The organism is Streptomyces sp. NRRL S-87, from assembly GCF_000719335.1.
Taxonomy (GTDB): domain Bacteria; phylum Actinomycetota; class Actinomycetes; order Streptomycetales; family Streptomycetaceae; genus Streptomyces.
Map to the genome: position 1 here is coordinate 14,855 of NZ_JOGB01000079.1, position 18,718 is coordinate 33,572.

Here is an 18,718-nt window from a genome sequence, read left to right on the forward strand (position 1 = left end):
CGGACACCGTGCGCCCGGCCCCGTTCGCGCGCGGGGGCGTCAGGCGCGGGGCGGGAGCTCCACGGTCACGCCCTCGTGCGCGGAGCGGCGGGCCGCCTCCAGGACGTCGAGCGCGTCGGCCGCCTCGTACGCGGTCACCGGCGGCGGGGTGCCGTCGCGCAGGGCGCCCGCGACCGCGGCGTAGTAGGCGGGGTAGTCGCCGGCCACCGTCGGCACCGGGATGCCGCCGCCCGTCAGCGGGGACTCGCCCGAGCCGATCCGCCCCCACAGCGACTCCGTCTCGGCGCCCCAGGGAGCGCCGCCGCGCCCCGGCCGCTTGCCCTCGCGCAGGGCCGCCTCCTGCGGGTCCAGCCCGTACTTGACGTAGCCGGCGTCCGAGCCGAGCACGCGGAAGCGGGGGCCCAGCTGGGCCGTGGTGGCGCTGACGTACAGGTGCGAGCGCACGCCGCCGGCGTGGGTGAGGGCGATGAAGGTGTCGTCGTCGGTCTGGGCGCCGGGGCGGCGCACGTCGGTCTCGGCGTAGACCCGTACCGCGGGGCCGAACAGCACCAGGGCCTGGTCGACCACGTGGCTGCCGAGGTCGTACAGCAGCCCGCCGATCTCCTCCGGGGCGCCGGACTCCCGCCAGCCGCCCTTGAGCAGCGGGCGCCACCGCTCGAAGCGGGACTCGAAGCGCTGGACCTCGCCGAGCTCGCCGGTGGCCAGCAGGGTGCGCAGGGTGAGGAAGTCGTTGTCCCAGCGGCGGTTCTGGAAGACGGAGAGCAGCAGTCCGCGCTCCTCGGCGCGGGCGGCCAGCGCCCGGGCCTCGGCGGCGGTGCCGGCGACGGGCTTGTCGACCACGACGGGCAGGCCGGCGTCGAGGGCCGCCGTCGCGAGGGGGACGTGGGTCTTGTTGGGCGAGGCGATCACGACCAGGTCGAGGTCGGCGGCCGACGACCCGGTGAACAGCTCCTCGGGCGAGGCGGCGATCCGTACGTCGGGGAACTCGGCGCGGGCGCGCGCCTGCCGCTCGGCGTTGCCGGTGACGACCGTGTCGAGGACCAGCCCCTCGGTCGCGGCCACGAGCGGGGCGTGGAAGACGGAGCCGGCGAGGCCGTAGCCGATGACCGCTACGCGGAGGGGGGTGGGGGTGTTCATCCCCCTACTTAAGCAACGCTGTTTCCAAAGTGCAAGGACAGGGGACAATGGGGCGGTGGACAGGGCATCGACGGCACACGGACAGACCACCGGGGACGGCCCGGACGCGGGGCGGGACCCGGACGCGGGGCGGGACCGGCACCCGGGGCGGGAGCCGGCCGGGGACCGGGCGCGGGAGCAGCGGCGCGGCGGGGCGAACCTGCCGGTGCTCCGTGGGCACAACGACGCGCTGGTCCTGCGCCTGCTGCGCGAGGCGGGCGGGGCCGGGGCGAGCCGGCTGGAGCTGGCCGGGCGCACGGGGCTCACCCCCCAGGCCGTCAGCAAGATCACCGCGCGGCTGCGGGCCGACGGCCTGGTGGCCGAGGCGGGCCGCCGCGCCTCCACCGGCGGCAAGCCGCAGACCCTGCTGCGGCTGGTGCCGGAGGCCGCGTACGCCGTGGGCGTGCAGCTGGACCGGGACGAGTTCCGGGCGGTGCGGGTGGACCTCGCCGGACGCGCGGTGGCCGAACGGGTCGGGTCCCTGGACTTCGGGGCGGGGCCGGACGCGGTGGTCGAGGTGGCGGCGCGCGAGGTCGAAGGGCTGGCCGGGGCCGGCGCGGCCGGCCGGGTCCTGGGCGTGGGGGTGGCGGCCCCGGGCCCGCTCGACCACCGGTCGGGTGTGCTGGGCCGGGTGACCGGCTTCCCCGCGTGGGAGGGCGTGGCGCTGCGCGACGCCCTCGTCCGCAGGCTGGCCGCGGGCGGTGCCGGCCTCGCGGGAGTCCCGGTCGTCCTCGACAAGGACACGAACGCGGGGGCCCTGGGCGCGGCCCGGACCACCGGTGCGCCGCCGGCGGGGACAGCGGGGGCGGAGGGAATGGCGGGGACGGCGGGGCCGTCGGGGACCGAGGGGCCGCGGCCCGACCCCGCCGGACCGCGGTCCGGGCTGCCGGTCCCCGACGGGCCCGACGACGCGGGATCGTTCGCGTACCTGCACGTCGGTACGGGCCTGGGGGCCGGGATCGTGCTCGGCGGCGCCCTGCACCGGGGACCGCGGACGGGGGCCGGGGAGTTCGGGCACCAGGTCCTCCAGCTCGACGGTCCCCGGTGCGCCTGCGGGGCCCGCGGCTGTGCGGAGGCGCTGTGCCTGGAGGCGGTCGGCCGTGCCGACCCGGACCGGGCCGCCCGGGTGCTGGGCGCGGCGGCCGCCAACCTGGTGGCCCTGCTGGACGTGGACCGGGTCGTCCTGGGCGGCCGGGTGGTGGCGGAGGCGCCGGACGCGTTCGTACGGGGCGTGGCGGAGGTCCTGGCCGAGCGGGCGCTGGGCGCGTACGTCGTCCCGGTGGCCCTGGCGCCGGGCGGCGCGGTGGCCCGGGGTGCGGCGGAGCTCGTACTCGGGGGGCTGTTCGGCGGCGATGCGCTGGGCGACGGCGGGTAGCGGACGGGCGGGGTCGTGGGGCCGCCCGGTGCCGGCCCGTCCTGGCGGGCCCGTCCCGGGCCGGGCCACCCCGTGGAGGTCTGCCCCGTGGTCTGCGCGGTGGCGGCCCGTCTGCTCGGGCCCGGCCTGGGGCCGTGAGTGCGGTGCCGCTCCGGGCCCGGGGTGCGCCGGTGCGCCATCCGGGGGGAAGTCGGGCGGGCGGGCGTGGGGGTGCCCGGGGGTGCCGGGCGGGCATGGCAGGGTGCCGGGTACGACTTGGTGATGGTCACCTGGTCGGAACATCTGTCCGGCGAGCAGCGAAGGCACCCCATGCGAATGCGGAACGCCCTGGCCCTCTCCGTCACGCTCGCCGTGGTCGGCATGGCCCCCGCCGCCCTCGCCGCGCCGAAGGCGTTCGCCGCCTCGGCCCACGGGAGCCGCCTCGGGCCCCCGTTGCCCGCCCGGGTCGCCCAGGGGATCCCCCTCGGGTCCGCGTTCGGGGCCCAGGGCGTCCAGGGCGTCGAGGGTGTCCAGGGCGTCCAGGGCGTCCAGGGTGGCCAGGGTGTGCGGGGTGTGCGGGGTGTCCGGGGCGCCCCCCTCGGGGCTCCGTTCGCCGCCGCGGCCGCCCGGGGTCTCCTCCTCCGCCCCTTCGCGCCGGGACCGCCGCGGGACGTGGGCAACGGCGGCGGGGCCAAGCCCGCGCCCGCGCTGCCCTCGCGGATCCAGCCCGAGTGCGGCGACGGCAAGAGCCCCGAGTTCCCGATCGGCGCGCGGATCCGGGGCGGTCCGGCGGTGTACCGCAGTGGCGGGGGCCCGCAGACCTGGTACCTGGACCTGACGAACACGACCGCGCGGACCTGCCGTGCCGTCCACCCCGTCGTGGTCTTCACCGACCGCGACCACGTCCTCAGGTCCACCCAGCTGATCATGGACTTCGTGGACAAGGGCACCGGCCGCACCCATGCCGTCAGCCTCGAGCAGACCGACCAGGACGAGGTCGTCGCCGTCTTCGACGGGGGCGGCGGTGCGGGGGCCGGTGACGGAACGCCGGCCTTCGCGGGCTTCACGCTCGCCCCGGGCGGCACCGTCACGGTCACCGTCCGCCTGGCCTTCACGCCCGACACGGCGCCGGGCGAGGTGATCGCCGACGCGGCCCTCGTGCAGCGCAAGGGGGACGACGGCGACTGGGTCGGGGAGAGCGGCCGCTACCGCTTCTCCGTCGAGCGGCCGGAGGAGCCGACGCGCCCCGAGGCCGCCACCGGCTCCCTCGCCAGCACCGGAGGCACGCCGACCGCGCTGACCCCGGCCCGGCTGTCCGCCCTCGCGGGGCTCGCGGCGGCGTTCGCGGCCACGGGTGGCGCGCTGGTCGTGGCCGGCCGCCGCCTGCGCCGTACCGGCTGACCCGCCGACTGGCTGGCCGCCGTACCGGCTGGCCCGCCGTACCGGATGGCCGGCCGTCCGGCTGACCCGCTGGCCGGCCGGATGCGCGCCCGCCCCTCAGGGGCTCAGGTGCGCGGTGAAGCTGAAGCGGTCCCCCCGGTACAGCGACCGCACCCGCTCCAGCGGGCGCCCGTCCTGGTCCCGCGAGAAGCGGTGGATCAGCAGCATCGGCAGCGCCGGCGGGGTACCGATCAGCAGCGCCTCGCGAGGGGTGGCCAGGACGGTCTCCAGCTTCTCGTCCGCGTCGCCGAAGGAGATCCCGAGCCGCTCGCGCAGGTAGCCGTAGAAGGAGGAGTCCGGCTCGAAGTCGGCGTCCAGGTGCGGGACGCGGGCCACCCGGACGTACGTGGACTCCAGGCCGACGCGCTCGTCGTCGGCGAGCAGCACGCGCTCCAGGTGCCACACGGGTTCGCCGGGCTCCGCGCCGATGCTCGGGGCCAGGTCGGGCGGGCAGGGGAACGTGTCGAGCCCGATCAGGTTGCGGCCCGGGCGGCGGCCCTGGCGGCGCACGCCCTCGGTGTAGCTGGCCAGGGCCAGGGGCTGCTCCAGCTTCGGGCCGGCCACGACCGTGCCGCGGCCGTGGCGGCGCAGCCGGCCTTCCAGGAGCAGCTCGCGCAGGGCCTGGCGGACGGTCTCGCGGGCCACCTCGTAGCGGAGCGCGAGGTCGCGCTCCGGGGGGAGCAGGCCGCCCTCGCCGAGCTCGCTGATCAGCTCGGCGATCCGGGCCTTGACGGCGTAGTACTTCGGAACGCGCCCGTGCTCCGGGATGCCGGAGCGGACGGGAGCGCCGGGGGTGTGCTGGGTCGGTTCCACACCGGGACCCTACGGGCGATCACCGTCGCTCCCCGCACCGCCCGCCCGGCGGCTACTCGCGCCGCCACGCGCCGCCCACGCGCCGCCGCCGGGCCGCCTCCGCGCCCGCCGTCCCTGTCGGGGACCGCCCGGGGACCGCCTCCGGGACCTCAGGTCGGGGGACGAACCGGGGTGATCCTCGCGATACCATCCCCCTGGCATCACGGAGTGATAACGGGTCTAGTCCAAGCTTGGGTGGCTGTTCACCGGCCCGTCGCCGACCGGATCCCCCCGATCCACCCCCCGCCACGACCGTTTCCGGCGTGAGAGTCATAGTCGTCGGAGGCGGCGTGGTCGGCACCATGCACGCCTGGCAAGCCATCCAGCGCGGCCACGAGGTCGTCCAGATCGAGCGCGAGGCCGAGGCCCGCGGAGCCTCGCTGCGCAACTTCGGGCAGATCTGGGTCAGCGGCCGCGCGGGCGGCGCGGAAGTCGAGACCGCCCTGCGCGCCCGGGAGTTGTGGGAGGGCGTCGGGGCGGCGGTACCCGGCCTGGGTTTCCGCCCCAACGGGTCGCTCACTCTCGTGCGCACCCCGCGCGAACTCGCCGTCGCCGAGGCCGCCCTGGCCCGCCCGGACGCCGCCGCCCGCGGATACCGGCTGCTCGCCCCGGCCGAGGCCCGCGCGCTGAACCCGGCCCTGCGCGGGGCGTTCACCGCGGCCCTGCACTGCGAGCGCGACGCCGCCGTGGAACCCCGCACCGCCCAACTCGCCCTGCGCGAAGCCCTCCTGTCCAGCGGCCGGTACACCTTCCGACCCGGCCGCGAGGTCCGCGAGGTGGTCGGCGACAGCGCCGTACGCGACGACCACGGGGACACGCACACCGGCGACGCCGTCGTCCTGTGCACCGGCGCCTGGCTGTCCGGCTTGGTCCGCGAGCTCGTCCCCGACCTGCCCGTACGCCGCGTCCGCCTCCAGATGATGCAGACCGAGCCGCTCGGCGAGCCGCTCACCACGTCCGTGGCGGACGGGGACAGCTTCCGCTACTACCCCGCCTACCGCGGCCCCGCCCTCGACGAGCTGACCGCCGCCGAGGCCCAGACCCCGGTCGCCGCCGAGCACAGGATGCAGCTGCTCATGGTCCAGCGCCGCGACGGCGGCCTGACCATCGGCGACACCCACGAGTACGAGCACCCCTTCGCCTTCGACATCCTCGAAGACCCGTACGAGCACCTCACCGCCGTCGTCGAGGGCTTCCTGGGCCGCCCGCTGCCGCGCGTCCGCCGCCGCTGGGCCGGGGTGTACGCGCAGTGCACCGACCCCGCGAAGGTCGTGCACCGCCAGCAGGTCCGGTCCGGCACCTGGCTCGTGACCGGGCCCGGCGGCCGCGGCATGACCTGCTCGCCCGCCATCGCCGAGACCACCGCGAACGAACTGGGCTGGTAAGGAAGATGACCGAAACCCCCCGCGCCACTGACACCCCCCGCACCACCCGTGCCCCCCGCGTCCCCTTCCACCGCCTCGTCGTCCTCGACATGGCCGGCACCACCGTCGCCGACGGCGGCCTCGTCGAGCGCGCCTTCGAACGGGCCGCCGACAGCCTCGGCGTCGAGCCCGGCTCGCCCGACCACGCGGCCAAGCTCCAGTACGTGCGCGACACCATGGGCGAGTCGAAGATCTCCGTCTTCCGGCACCTCTTCGGCAGCGAGGACCTCGCCCGGCGCGCCAACTCCGCCTTCGAGATGGCCTACGGCGAACTCGTCGACGGCGGCCTCGTCGCCCCGCTCCCCGGCGCCCGCGAGGCCGTGCAGACGCTCCGCGCCCAGGGCCGCACCGTCGTCCTGACCACCGGCTTCGCCCGGGTCACCCAGGACGCCGTCCTCGACGCCCTCGGCTGGCGCGACCTGGCCGACCTCACCCTGTGCCCCGCCGACGCGGGGGGCCGGGGCCGCCCGTACCCGGACATGGTCCTGGCCGCGCTCCTGCGCACCGGCGCGGCCGACGCCGTCACCGAGGTCGCGGTCGCCGGCGACACGGCGTACGACATGCTCAGCGGCACCCGGGCCGGCGCCGGGGTGGTCGCGGGCGTGCTCACCGGGGCCCACGGCCGCGAGTGGCTGGAGCGGCACGGCGCGACGCACGTCCTCGGCTCGGTCGCCGCGCTCCCCGGCCTCCTCGGCCGCCTGGAGGGTGGCGGGGCACCGGAAGGAGGTCCGGCGACGTGACCGGCATCCGCTTCGACTCCGTCTCCGTCGCCTACCACGGCACCACCGTCCTCGACTCCCTCGACCTGAGCGTCGAACCCGGCGAGGTCATGGCGCTGCTCGGCCCCTCGGGCTCGGGCAAGACCACCGCCCTGCGCGCGGTGGCCGGCTTCGTACGCCCGGTCGCCGGCCGCGTGCTGATCGGCGGCCGGGACGTCACCGACCTCCCGCCGCACCGCCGCGGCATCGGCATGGTCGTCCAGCAGTACGCCCTCTTCCCGCACATGCGCGTCGAGGAGAACGTCGCCTTCGGCCTGCGCGCCCAGAAGGCACCGCGGGCCGGCATCCCCGCCCGGGTCGCCGAGGTACTGGAGATGACCGGCATGGCCGCCTACGCCAAGCGCTACCCGCGCGAGCTGTCCGGCGGCCAGCAGCAGCGGGTCGCGATCGCCCGCGCCCTCGCCATCCGGCCCGGCGTCCTCCTCCTCGACGAACCGCTGTCCGCGCTCGACGCCCAGCTGCGCTCCGGCATGCTCGCCGAACTGGCCCGTCTGCACCGCGAACTGCCCGACGTCTCGATCCTGTACGTCACCCACGACCAGATCGAGGCCCTCACGCTCGCGGACCGCATCGCCGTCATGGACCGGGCCCGGCTCCAGGACTGCGGCACCCCCCAGGAGCTGTACCGGCGGCCCCGCACCGAGTTCACCGCCTCCTTCGTCGGCAACGCGAACCTGCTGCCGGTCCGGGTCGGCGACGGCACCGTCCGGCTCGGCGACGACGGCACCGTCCGGCTCGGCGACGACGGCCCCGGCCGGGTCGACCTGGAGGTCACCCTCCCGCACGGCGCCGGCGCCCTCGCCCCCGGTGCCCGCGCGACCCTCTGCGTCCGCCCGCACCTGCTGCGCCTGGGGGAGGGGCCGAACACCCTGCGCGGCCGCATCACCGAGGTGCAGTGGCGCGGCTCCACGCACCGGCTGTACGTCGACGTCGCCGGCCACCGGGTCAAGGCGGACCTGCCGGAGCTGCGCGAGACGCCCGCCCTCGGGGACGAGGTCGCACTCCACTTCGCGCCCCGCGACGGGGTGCTCCTGGCCGCGGGGGTGGGCGATGCGTAGTCGGGTCACCGGGGCCGCGCCCCCGGGCCAGGCCGCGCCCCCGTTCCCGGCCGCGGAGCCGGAGGGGGACCCGGCGCCGCGCACCGGCGTCCGCGGGCCCCGCCCCGGCCCCCGCGCCGCGAGGACCGGCGCCGCCCGCCTCCTCTGGGCCGTGCCGCCCGTGGCCGTCCTCGGCCTGGTCTTCCTCTACCCCCTCACGCTCGTCGTCCGGCAGTCCCTGACGCCCGACGACCCCGATGCCGGGGCCTTCGACGCCTACGCCGCGGTGTTCCGGTCGGTCTCCTTCCGCGAGGCGCTCGGGAACACCGTGACGCTGGCCGCCGGTGCCACCGCCGGTTGCCTGCTGCTCGGCTTCACCCTGGCGCTGGTGATCGCCTTCGTGCCGTTCCCCGGTGCGCGCGCGGTGGCCAGGTTCATCGACGTGTTCCTCTCCTTCCCCTCCTTCCTCGTCACCCTCGCCCTGCTCTTCATCTACGGCACGGTCGGCATGGCCAACGGCCTGTGGACCGACGTCACCGGGGCCGCCGAAGGCCCGTTCCACTTCCTGACCACGCGCTGGGGCGTGCTGCTCGCGGAGATCACGTACTTCACCCCGTTCGTGATGCGCCCGCTGCTCGCCGCCTTCTCCCAGCTGGACACCGCCCAGCTGGAAGTGGCCGCCAGTCTCGGCGCCGGGCCCGCCCGGGTCGTGCGCCGGGTGGTCCTGCCCGAGTCCCTGCCGGCCCTCGCCGCCGGTGGCAGCCTCGTCCTGGTGATGTGCCTCAACGAGTTCGGGATCGTCCTGTTCACCGGCGCCAAGGGCGTCACGACCCTCCCGATGCTGGTCTACGGCAAGGCCATCCTCGAGTCCGACTACCCGGCCGCCTGCGTGGTCGCGGTCGTAGACATCGCGATATCCGTCGGCCTGTACGGCCTCTACCGGGTGGTGGGCAACCGTGCTGGTGCATAGCAAGGCCGGCCGCTGGGCCGCCTGGGGCCTGTTCTGGCTCCTCTTCCTGCCCCTGTTCGCCCTGCCGCTGCTGGTCGTCGTGGCCGCCTCGTTCGCCACGCACTGGTCCGGCGCCTTCCCCTCCGGCATGACCACCGGGCACTACGCGGCCGCCGTCCGCGGCGAGTCGCTCCAGGCCCTGGTCACCAGCCTCGTCACCGCCGTCACCGCCAGCCTGCTCGCCCTCGCCACCGGAACCTGGGCCGCGCTGGCCGGGTCCGCGCTCGGGACCCGTGGGAAGCGGCTGCTCGACGGGCTGTTCATGCTGCCGGTCGCGGTGCCCTCGGTGGTCGTCGGACTCGCCGTCCTGGTCGCCTTCAGCCGGCCCCCGCTGCTGCTCAACGGCACCAGCACCATCGTGGTCCTGGCGCACACCGTCCTGGTCACCGCCTTCGCCCACCAGTCCGTCGCGGCCGCGCTGCGGCGCCTGGACCCGGCGTACGAGCAGGCCGCCGCCAGCCTGGGAGCCTCGCCCGCGTACGTCCTGTGGCGGGTCAGGCTGCCGCTCCTGCTGCCCTCGCTCAACGCGGCGGCCGGCCTCTGCTTCGCCCTCTCCATGGGCGAGTTGAGCGCCACGATGATGCTCTACCCGCCCGACTGGGTGCCGCTGCCGGTCCGTATCTTCACTGCGACCGACCGTGGTTCGCTGCACGGCGGCTCGGCGGTGGCGGTGGTCCTCATGGCGACCACGCTGCTGGTCCTGCTGGCCGTCTCCCGCGTCCGTACGAAGGCCTCGTACCGCTAGCTCCCGACGAGGCCCCCGTACCGAAGCCCCCACGCCGCACCACCCCGCCCCAGACCGCACCACCCCGCACCGCCGACGCGCCACCCCGCACCGCCGACGCACCGCCCCGCACCGCCGACGCACCTGCCTGCGCCACCGCACCGCCCGCACCCCCCGCCCCACCCCGCTCCGCGTGCCTCCCGAGGAGAACGACACCCCATGTCCCGCCACCACCTGCTGCGCGCCTGCGCCGCCGCCACCACGGCCCTCACCCTCTCCGCCGCCCTGTCCGCCTGCGACGCCGCGTCCTCCGACGGCAAGGGCGGCGACGCCGAGGTCGTCACCGTCTACAGCGCCGACGGCCTCAAGGGCGAGAACGGCGACGGCTGGTACGACAAGGTCTTCGCCGACTTCACGAAGAAGACCGGCATCGAGGTCAAGTACGTCGAGGGCGGCTCCGGCGAGATGGTGCAGCGCGCCGTCCGCGAGAAGTCCAACACCCAGGCCGACGTGCTCGTCACGCTCCCGCCCTTCATCCAGCAGGCCGCCGGCAAGGGCCTGCTGACGAAGTACCAGCCCCAGGGGTCCGGCCAGGTCAACGGCGGCGACAAGGGCGCCGACGGCCTGTGGACCTCGGTCGTCAACAACTACTTCGGCTTCGTCTACAACAAGAAGGAGCTCACCAAGGCGCCCACGACCTGGGAGGAGCTGCTGGACGCCACGTACAAGGGCAAGCTGCAGTACTCGACGCCCGGCGTCGCCGGCGACGGCACCGCCGTGCTCATCAAGGCCATGCACGACTTCGGCGGACAGGCCCCCGCCCTCGCGTACCTGAAGAAGCTCCAGGCCAACAGCGTCGGCCCGTCCTCCTCCACCAGCAAGCTCGCACCGAAGACCGACAAGGGCGAGATCCTGGTTGCCAACGGCGACGTGCAGATGAACTTCGCCCAGTCCAAGACCATGCCGAACCTCGGCATCTGGTTCCCCGCCAAGGCCGGCGGCAAGCCCACCACCTTCGCCCTCCCGTACGCGGCCGGCCTGGTAGCCGACGGCCCGCACACCGAGAACGGCAAGAAGCTCCTCGACTACCTCCTCAGCCCCGAGGCCCAGAAGCTCGTCAGCTCGGTCGGCGGCGGCTTCCCGGCCCGTACGGACGTCAAGCCCACCGACGCCAACGCCGTGGAACTGACGCGCCTGATGGGCGGTGTCGAGGTCTTCGAGCCCGACTGGGCCGACATCGACGAGAACCTCACCTCCTACGTCGATGCGTGGAAGTCCGCCACCGGAAGCTGACGCGTCACCTGCCGGTCACCCCTGACCGGCGGCATGACGTTTTCGATAACGGGTCTGGACCGAAAGGGGGTGGCGGCGGGACGGCCCGCCGCCACGGCGACCTCCACCGGCGCCCTGGTGACCGGCCCGCGGACGCCCGCGTCGTCCGCCGATCAAACTCGCTAGGGTGGTACAGACCAGAGACCCGCGAGGTCAGAGGCCACCGCAGAGCGGAGAACAGTCCCGTGGCAGAGCGCAAGCCGATCGAATCCTGGCTCACGGACATGGACGGCGTCCTCATTCACGAGGGCACCCCCATCCCCGGCGCCGACGCCTTCATCAAGCGGCTGCGCGACTCCGGCAGGCCGTTCCTGGTCCTGACCAACAACTCCATCTATACGCCCCGCGACCTCCAGGCCCGGCTCCAGCGCATGGGGCTCGACGTACCGGTCGAGAACATCTGGACCTCCGCCCTGGCCACCGCCAAGTTCCTCGACGCCCAGCGCCCCGGCGGCACGGCGTACGTCATCGGCGAGGCCGGCCTGACCACCGCGCTGCACGACATCGGCTACGTGCTGACCGACCACGACCCCGACTACGTGGTGCTGGGCGAGACCCGCACGTACTCCTTCGAGGCGATGACGAAGGCGGTCCGGCTCATCAACGGGGGCGCCCGCTTCATCTGCACCAACCCGGACGAGACCGGACCGAGCACCGAGGGCCCGCTGCCCGCCACCGGCGCCGTCGCCGCGCTCATCACCAAGGCCACGGGCAAGCGGCCGTACTTCGCCGGCAAGCCCAACCCCCTGATGATGCGCACCGGCCTGAACGCCATTGGCGCGCACTCCGAGACGAGCGCGATGATCGGCGACCGGATGGACACGGACGTGCTCGCGGGCCTGGAGGCCGGCATGGAGACGTTCCTGGTGCTGACGGGGCTGACGACCACCGCGGACGTCGACCGCTTCCCGTACCGGCCCTCGCACACGGTGAACTCGATCGCGGACCTCGTCGACCTGATCTGAGGTCCCGGTCCTCCGCGGCCCGGCATCCGCACTGCTCAGTACGGGTGTCCGGGCCGCACCCGTACGGACGAGCGACACGCTCCACGGGATGCGCGGGCGGACACGGTGCGTGAACCTGCCAATACCAGGAGGTTCACGATGCGCACTGCTCTTCTCGCGCTCCGTGCCACCGGGGCGGCCGTCGCCCTGCTGGCCGGGGCCGCCGCCACCGCCCCGTTCGCCCACGCCACCGCCCCCTTCGCCCAGGCCGAGGACAACGACAGCGACCACGGACGTGACCACGAGGGAGGCCGCGACGGCGGCCGCGACGGTGGCCGAGACGGTGGCCGAGACCGCGACGGTGGTCGCGGCTCGGTCTGGGTCTCTCCGCAGGCCGCCTCGCCGGGCGCGCAGGTCGAGCTGCGCGTCGACGGCTGCGACGGCACGAGGGGTTCGGCGAAGTCGCCGGTCTTCGTCGCCGACGCCGAGCTGTCCGGCCGCGACGGGGGCGGCAATCCGCTCTACGGCGAGGCGATGATCAGCTCCCGCGCGCAGCCGGGCTGGCACACGATCCGGGTGACCTGCGACGGCCACGAGGGCCGCGCCACCGGCTCGATCCAGGTCCTCTCCCACGGCGGCGACCACGACGGGGGCCATGACCAGCCCTCGCACCACTCCACCCCGTACTGGCCGGTGCACGCCGGCGGCGGCGGAATGGCGGAGGAACTGGCCAAGCGGGAGATCGGGAAGGACGGCGGGGCGGGAGCCGGCACCGGAGCGGATGCGGGCGCAGGCGCGGGTGCTGGTGCCGGTGCCGGTGCTGGTTCGGGTGCCGTCGCCAAGGACGTGCCCGCCGGCGCGCAGGCGGCCCCGGCCGCCGAGGAGCACAAGCCCGCCGCCGCCCGGCACGAGGGTCCGGAGGACGGCCCGGGCCTGCCGCACACCGTGATCGGCGCGGTGCTCGCGGCGGCCGCCACCATCGCCGTCGCCGGCCGGGCGCTGAGGCTGCGGCGCCGCCGCAGCGGCCAGTGACGCCGGCCGGGGCGGGCGGCTGACGTGGCGGGCGCCGAGCGCCCCCGGGGCGGCGGTCGGCTGCTGACCGGCGCGGCCTGGGCCGTCATCGTCCTCGGCCTGTGGCTGTGGGGGCGGGAGATCACGGACGTGCCGGGCCCCGCCGCGGGCACCGGTTCGGCCGGATCGGCCCTCGTCCTCGGCCTGCCCGCCCCGCACGCTCCGCTCCCGGGCGCGGCGCCGCCGCAGCGGGTGGACGTGGGGTCCATAGGCGTCCAGGCCCCGGTTGTCCCCCGGGGCCTGGACAAGGACGGCGCGGTCGACCCGCCCCCGTACGAGCAGCCGGGCACCGTCGGCTGGTTCGGCTCGGGCACCCGCCCGGGCGCGGCGGGCGCGGCGCTGCTGGTGGGCCACGTGGACACGCGCTCCAAGCCGGCGGTGTTCTACGGGCTGAGCGCGACGCAGGTGGGGGAGAAGGTGCGGGTGCTGCGGGCCGACGGGGTGGTGGCGGAGTTCACCGTCGAGGACGTGCGCGTCTACGAGCGCGACCGCTTCGACGCGGCCAAGGTGTACGGGCCGCGGGTGCCGGGGCGGGCGGAGCTGCGGCTGATCACCTGCGGCGGCACGTACGACAAGACGGCGAAGGAGTACACGGCCAACGTGGTGGTCTCGGCGTACCTGACGGACGTCGTGCGCGCGAAGTAGCCGCACGCCGAGGGGCGTGGGGTGGGGGCACGGTCCACCGGAGGTGAAGTGGCCGCACGGTCCACCGGGAGGTGAAGTGGGCGCACGGTCCACCGGGAGGTGAAGTGGGCGCACGGTCCACCGGAGTGGCACCGGGCCCGGCCGGGAGCCCGCCCGGACCGCCGGCCGGGCCGGTCCTCGACCGCGGGCGCGCCCGGACTGCGGGAGGAGTCCGGGGACCGGCGCGGGAGGTCGGAAGGTGCGGGTGGTCCGAAACCACCATAGAGCCAATACGACAATACGAAGAAGCCCCTCGCATACGCGAGGGGCTTCTTCCGTCTGTGCGCCGCCAGGGACTCGAACCCCGGACCCGCTGATTAAGAGTCAGCTGCTCTAACCAACTGAGCTAGCGGCGCCTGATGCCTCGCCAGATGGATCTCCAGGGGAGTGGACGGAGCCGCATGCCCATGCCGAAGCCCATGACGATGCCGACGCCGGTCTTCGAGGAGTACCGGCCCGCCGCCGACTGCCCCTGCCCCGGCTGCGCCGCGCACCGCCGCGCCGCCCGGACGCTGACCCTCCGGGACGGCGGTCACCCCGGTGCCCACGGCGCCCGGCGCGTACTGGTCCTGGCGACGGCGGCCGGCGTGGCACTGGGCGCGGGCGGGGCGGCCGCGGCGGCCGCGGACACCCCGCAGGGCCGCGCGGAGGCGGATCCGGCGGGATCGTCGGCCCCGGTGCGGGCGGCCGCGGTGCGGTCCGGCGAGGTGCCGTCGGGTGACGTGCGGTCCGGGGAGGTGCCAGCGGGTGACGTGCGGTCCGGGGAGGTGCGCGACGGCGAGGGCACCCCGCAGGGCCGGCCCTCCGCCCTCCACGGCACGAAGGCGGGCGCCCCGGGCGCGCCCGGCTCCCCGGCCGGCCGGCCGGGGTCGACGACCACGGACGACCCGTCGTCCACGGCCCAGCCCACCGCACCGTCCACCATCCGCAAGATCGACCGGGCGACGATCATCAACCGGGCGAAGGTGTGGGTGGCCGCGAAGGTGCCGTACAGCATGTCGAAGTACTGGACCGACGGGTACCGGCAGGACTGCTCGGGGTTCGTCTCCATGGCCTGGAACCTGGGGTCGAACGAGTGGACCGGGAGCCTGGACGCGTTCGCGACCCGCATCACCAAGAACGAGCTCCAGCCCGGTGACATGCTGCTCTTCCACAACCCCGCGAACCCGAGCGCCGGTTCGCACGTCACGCTCTTCGGCGGCTGGACGGACCACACGCGCACGTACTACCGGGCGTACGAGCAGACCCCGCCGCGGGCGCGGGTGCAGTCGACCCCGTACGCCTACTGGAACAACTCCGCCAAGTACGTCCCGTACCGCTACAAGGGCGTGACCGGCAGCGTCGTGACCGGCGAGCCGGGCCGGCCGGGGCCGGGTGGCAGCGCGGCGTACCCGGGGCGCGCCGCCTTCGGGCCGGGGGCGAACAACGCGTACGTGACGCGGTTGGGGCAGATGCTGGTCAAGCGCGGGGGCGCCCGCTTCTACGCGAAGGGGCCCGGCCCGCGCTGGACCGACGCCGACCGCCGGGCGACCCGCGCCTTCCAACTGGCCCAGGGCTGGACGGGCCGCGACGCCGACGGCCTCCCGGGCCCGACGACGTGGCGCCTGCTCACTCTGAACCAGGGCCGCGACATCCCGCCCACGACCGGTCCCGCGAAGGCGGGCGCGGCGGCCTCGACCGCTCCGGCGAAGCCGGGTGCGGCGGGGACGGGTGGGCCCGCGAAGCCGGGCGTGGGGGGCGCGAGTGGGCCCGCCAGGGGTGGCGGTGCGGCCGGCGGGGGCGTGAGCGGTGGCTCCGTGGCGCTCTCGTACCCCGGGCGGGGGGTCTTCCGCCCGGGTCAGTCCTCCCCGGCCGTCACGGCCCTCCGCCGACAGCTCCTGCACAGGGGCTTCGGCAAGTACTACACGTCCGACCCGGGCCCCCGTTGGACGGAGGCGGACCGCCGCAGCGTCGAGGCCTTCCAGCGCGCCCAGGGCTGGCGGAGTTCGGAGGCTGACGGCTACCCCGGCCCGGAAACCTGGCGACGGCTCTTCGCGTGACGGAGGCGACGATGCACCCGACCCCCCAGCCGAACCCCAACCCCAACCCCAACCCGAACCCCAACCCCAACCCCAACCCGTGGGGCCTCTTCCCCGCCCCGCCGGAGACGCCCCCGACGGCGCAGGAACCCGCCGGGCAGGCGCGTGAGCCGGCCGGACAGGCGCAGGAGTCCGCCGCGCAGGCGCCGGAACCCCCTGCCCAGGCGCCGGAACCCGCCGCACCACAGGGGGCGGCGGGAGCCCACCGGCTCGGCCCGGCGGTCACGGAACCGGCCCCCGCGGCCTCGGACCGCCCCGAGGCGGGGGCACGACGAGCGACGGCCGGGACGGCCGGGACGCTTGGGCGGCGGTCCCGGCGCGCGGCCTTCGACGCCGCGTGGGGTCTCCTCTCGCGCCGCGAGCCGGCGACCGAGGAGCCGTACGACCCCTCGGGCGCACACCCCGTTCGCCCTCAGGGGCCGACCGCGTCCGGCACGGGGACGGCCGCGGGCCTCGCCGTTGCGGCCGGGACGGCTACCGGGTCCTTCCCCGTGGTGGCCGCCCCCCGTTCCGGCGAGCCCGCCCCCACCTCGGGGGCGCCCCGGCTCCCCGACGCCCGGCCCGCGGCGGAGCCCGCGCCGTCGCCGTCCGCGCCGCCCGCCGCCCTCGTCCCGGCGGGAGCTCACGAGTCGGTGGCCGAGGAGGCCGTTCCGGTAGCTGTCGCTACCGACCCCGTGGCCCAGGGGCCCGTCCAAGCTCCGGCCCCCTCCGGGGCCGCGGCGTCGTCGCTCGGCGTCTGCCCCCCGGCGTCCGCTGACCACCGTGCCGACGGCGCCGACGGTGCCGTGCCGGCGGCCAGGGGCGACGCTCCGGTGCCGTACCTGGCCGGCGATACCCGATCGAGTGCCCTGCCGAGCACCCCCTCCGCGACCGATGTCGTGGTCCCCGCGACCGCGAGCGGGCCCGTGACCACCGCACCCTCGGCGACCACAGCCGTGTCCGCCGCGCCTGCGGCTGCCCAGGCCGCGTCCGCCGGCGGGGCGTCCTCCGGCGGCGCGCCCTCCGTTCCTGCGTCCTCCGTTCCCGCGTCCTCCGCGAGCGGGCATCCGGCGGCCACGCGCCGTACTGCGGCGGCAGATGTTGCCGACCGTCTGGGCGCCGACGGGCCTGGTGGTGCGGAGCCCCCCGCAGGGTTTCGGCGTACCCCGGACGCAGGTCCCGCCTTCGGCGGCCGGACGCCCGGAGTCGCCCGCCCCCGCGCCGGGGACGACGCGGGACAGGCCCCCGGGGCCGTCGGCGCGGAGTCCGCGTTCGTGGGCGACGACACGCAGCCGCTGCCGCGCATCGGCGGCGGACGGCCGCTGATCGGGAACGTGGGGACGGCCGAGATCCCCGTACACCCGCTCTTCCGCGACCAAGGCCCCGACAGTCGGAGGGCTGCCCCGGTCGTCGGTGGTTCGGGCTTCGGGCCGGCCCCGGTCGTGGGCGGTTCGGGCTTCGGGTCGGCCCCGGTCGTGGGCGGTTCGGGCTTCGGGTCCGCCCCCGTCACCCGCGGGCCGGGCTTCGTGCCCGCCTCCGTCACCCAGGATTCGGGATCGCGGTCCGCCCCGGTCGCTCCGGGCTCGGCGTCTGCCCCGGTCGAGACCGCGGCGTCCGCCACCCCGCGTCCCGCGTCGGCGCCGGCCCGCCGCGCACCCGGAGCTGATCCCGAGCTGCGGGAGCGGCGCGGCCCGGCGCTGCCCGGGTGGGTCGGAGCGCTGACCGCGGCCGGTGCGCTCGCCGGGTGCGGGGCGGTGCTCGCCCGCGTGGGGCTCGTTCCCCGCCGGCTCGCCGAGGCGCTCGCCCTCCCCGCCGCCGTGGAACCAGGCCGGACCCACTGGGTCGTGCTGGCCGCGCTCGGCGTGCTCGTGCTCGTCGCCCTCGGCGGTCTGGGCCGGGGCCGGGCGGGCCACGCCTGGGTGCTCAGCCTGTTCGGCAGCTACCGCGGCACCGTGCGCCGTACCGGACTGGTCTGGGTGAGCCCCTTGCTGTTGCGCCGCCGGGTCGACGTACGGCTGCGGCACTGGCGCAGCGAACCGCTGCCCGCCGTCGACGCGGGCGGCCTCGCCCTCCGGGTCGTGGTCCACGTCGTATGGCGCGTCCGCGACACCGCACGGGCCGAGTTCGCGGTCGAGGACCACACCGAATACCTCGCCGAGCAGGTCGAGTCGGCGCTGGCCCGGGTGCTGAGCCAGCTGCCCGCGGACGCCTTCCACGAGGACGCCCCCACACTGCGCGACGCCGAGGCGGTCGGCGACGCGCTGACGCGGGTGCTGGCGGCCGACGCCGAGGTGGTCGGCATCGAGGTGTACTCGGCCCAGCCGACCCGCATCGAGTACGCCCCCGAGGTCGCGGCGGCCATGCAGCGCCGCCGGGTCGCCGCGATCGACGCCAAGCACCGGGACGCGGTGCTGTCCTCCGTCGTGGACGCGGTGGACGACACCGTCCACCGGCTCACGTCGCGGGGGCTCGTCGAGCTCGACGACTACGAGCGCAAGGCGCTGGTGAAGGACCTGACCGTCGCCTTCTACACGGGCCGCCAGGAGTAACCCGCGCTCCGTTCCCTCCCCGGTCCGGAACGGCCGACGTGCACCCTTCGGCGCGTCGGCCGTTCTGCTGCCCGGGGCGGGCTGGGGATGGTTCTGCTGCCTGGGGCCGGCTTGGGTCGTTCTGCTGCTTGCGGGCCCATGGCGGGGGAGGGGGGGGCGGGGGCGGCTTCGGGGGCTTGCTCGCTTCGGGGTGGGTCCCGTGGTGTGTGGGTCCCCTCGGCGCTTGACAGGGGCGGCCTGCAGGCCTCCCCCAGCTACCGCTGGGAGGTACCCCCAGCGGCAGGCC

At 75.9% G+C, this 18,718-nt stretch carries 15 protein-coding genes and 1 tRNA gene; 13 read left to right on the plus strand and 3 right to left on the minus strand.

Features of this window, described 5'->3' with window-relative positions; all coding sequences use genetic code 11:
* Nucleotides 1–39: 39 nt before the first annotated feature.
* Nucleotides 40–1,137 carry a Gfo/Idh/MocA family oxidoreductase gene (locus IF43_RS0132470; RefSeq protein ID WP_030209339.1) on the minus strand — a complete coding sequence of 366 codons (1,098 nt, stop codon included), beginning with the start codon at nucleotides 1,135–1,137 and terminating at the stop codon, nucleotides 40–42.
* Between the two features lie 199 nt (nucleotides 1,138–1,336).
* Here IF43_RS0132470 and IF43_RS0132475 point away from each other — a divergent pair, with 199 nt between their 5' ends.
* Both IF43_RS0132475 and IF43_RS0132480 read left to right on the plus strand, forming a co-directional pair.
* Nucleotides 1,337–2,551 carry an ROK family transcriptional regulator gene (locus IF43_RS0132475; protein ID WP_063753436.1) on the plus strand — a complete coding sequence of 405 codons (1,215 nt, stop codon included), beginning with the start codon at nucleotides 1,337–1,339 and terminating at the stop codon, nucleotides 2,549–2,551.
* 309 nt (nucleotides 2,552–2,860) lie between these two features.
* Complete coding sequence (locus IF43_RS0132480; protein WP_158939627.1) at nucleotides 2,861–3,931, plus strand: hypothetical protein; 1,071 nt, start codon at nucleotides 2,861–2,863, stop codon at nucleotides 3,929–3,931.
* A gap of 96 nt (nucleotides 3,932–4,027) precedes the next feature.
* Here the strand turns inward: IF43_RS0132480 and IF43_RS0132485 are convergent, their stop codons facing one another.
* Nucleotides 4,028–4,783, minus strand: a complete 756-nt coding sequence (locus IF43_RS0132485) for a GntR family transcriptional regulator (RefSeq protein WP_030209348.1) — start codon at nucleotides 4,781–4,783, stop codon at nucleotides 4,028–4,030.
* Between the two features lie 302 nt (nucleotides 4,784–5,085).
* Between IF43_RS0132485 and IF43_RS0132490 the strand changes: the two genes are divergently transcribed.
* The 9 genes from IF43_RS0132490 to IF43_RS0132530 all read left to right on the plus strand — a co-directional run bounded on the left by IF43_RS0132490 (nucleotide 5,086) and on the right by IF43_RS0132530 (nucleotide 13,787).
* Nucleotides 5,086–6,207 (plus strand): TIGR03364 family FAD-dependent oxidoreductase, encoded by a 1,122-nt coding sequence (locus IF43_RS0132490; RefSeq protein ID WP_030209351.1) that lies wholly within the window; start codon nucleotides 5,086–5,088, stop codon nucleotides 6,205–6,207.
* A gap of 5 nt (nucleotides 6,208–6,212) precedes the next feature.
* Nucleotides 6,213–6,986 (plus strand): phosphonatase-like hydrolase, encoded by a 774-nt coding sequence (locus tag IF43_RS0132495; protein ID WP_078910629.1) that lies wholly within the window; start codon nucleotides 6,213–6,215, stop codon nucleotides 6,984–6,986.
* Nucleotides 6,983–8,083: an ABC transporter ATP-binding protein gene (locus IF43_RS0132500; RefSeq protein ID WP_030209355.1), complete on the plus strand. Its 1,101-nt coding sequence runs from the start codon at nucleotides 6,983–6,985 to the stop codon at nucleotides 8,081–8,083. Before IF43_RS0132495 ends, IF43_RS0132500 begins: the two co-directional genes overlap by 4 nt.
* Entirely contained in the window at nucleotides 8,076–9,032 is a 957-nt protein-coding gene (locus IF43_RS0132505) for a 2-aminoethylphosphonate ABC transporter permease subunit (protein WP_078910630.1), read from the plus strand. Before IF43_RS0132500 ends, IF43_RS0132505 begins: the two co-directional genes overlap by 8 nt.
* Nucleotides 9,019–9,816, plus strand: a complete 798-nt coding sequence (locus tag IF43_RS0132510) for an ABC transporter permease (RefSeq protein ID WP_030209361.1) — start codon at nucleotides 9,019–9,021, stop codon at nucleotides 9,814–9,816. Before IF43_RS0132505 ends, IF43_RS0132510 begins: the two co-directional genes overlap by 14 nt.
* Nucleotides 9,817–10,014: 198 nt before the next feature.
* Nucleotides 10,015–11,088: a 2-aminoethylphosphonate ABC transporter substrate-binding protein gene (locus tag IF43_RS0132515; RefSeq protein WP_030209364.1), complete on the plus strand. Its 1,074-nt coding sequence runs from the start codon at nucleotides 10,015–10,017 to the stop codon at nucleotides 11,086–11,088.
* 224 nt (nucleotides 11,089–11,312) lie between these two features.
* Nucleotides 11,313–12,092, plus strand: a complete 780-nt coding sequence (locus IF43_RS0132520) for an HAD-IIA family hydrolase (protein ID WP_030209367.1) — start codon at nucleotides 11,313–11,315, stop codon at nucleotides 12,090–12,092.
* Between the two features lie 138 nt (nucleotides 12,093–12,230).
* Nucleotides 12,231–13,103: a hypothetical protein gene (locus IF43_RS42270; RefSeq protein WP_051796631.1), complete on the plus strand. Its 873-nt coding sequence runs from the start codon at nucleotides 12,231–12,233 to the stop codon at nucleotides 13,101–13,103.
* 24 nt (nucleotides 13,104–13,127) lie between these two features.
* Entirely contained in the window at nucleotides 13,128–13,787 is a 660-nt protein-coding gene (locus IF43_RS0132530; protein WP_030209372.1) for a class F sortase, read from the plus strand.
* A gap of 321 nt (nucleotides 13,788–14,108) precedes the next feature.
* On the opposite strand, the gene IF43_RS0132535 is transcribed toward IF43_RS0132530, so the two are convergent.
* A tRNA-Lys gene (locus IF43_RS0132535) sits at nucleotides 14,109–14,182 on the minus strand.
* A 69-nt stretch (nucleotides 14,183–14,251) separates the two neighbouring features.
* Between IF43_RS0132535 and IF43_RS0132540 the strand changes: the two genes are divergently transcribed.
* Entirely contained in the window at nucleotides 14,252–15,865 is a 1,614-nt protein-coding gene (locus tag IF43_RS0132540) for a peptidoglycan-binding protein (RefSeq protein WP_030209375.1), read from the plus strand.
* Nucleotides 15,866–17,157: 1,292 nt separating this feature from the next.
* Complete coding sequence (locus IF43_RS41235; RefSeq protein ID WP_234332613.1) at nucleotides 17,158–18,432, plus strand: SPFH domain-containing protein; 1,275 nt, start codon at nucleotides 17,158–17,160, stop codon at nucleotides 18,430–18,432.
* Nucleotides 18,433–18,718 lie beyond the last annotated feature (286 nt).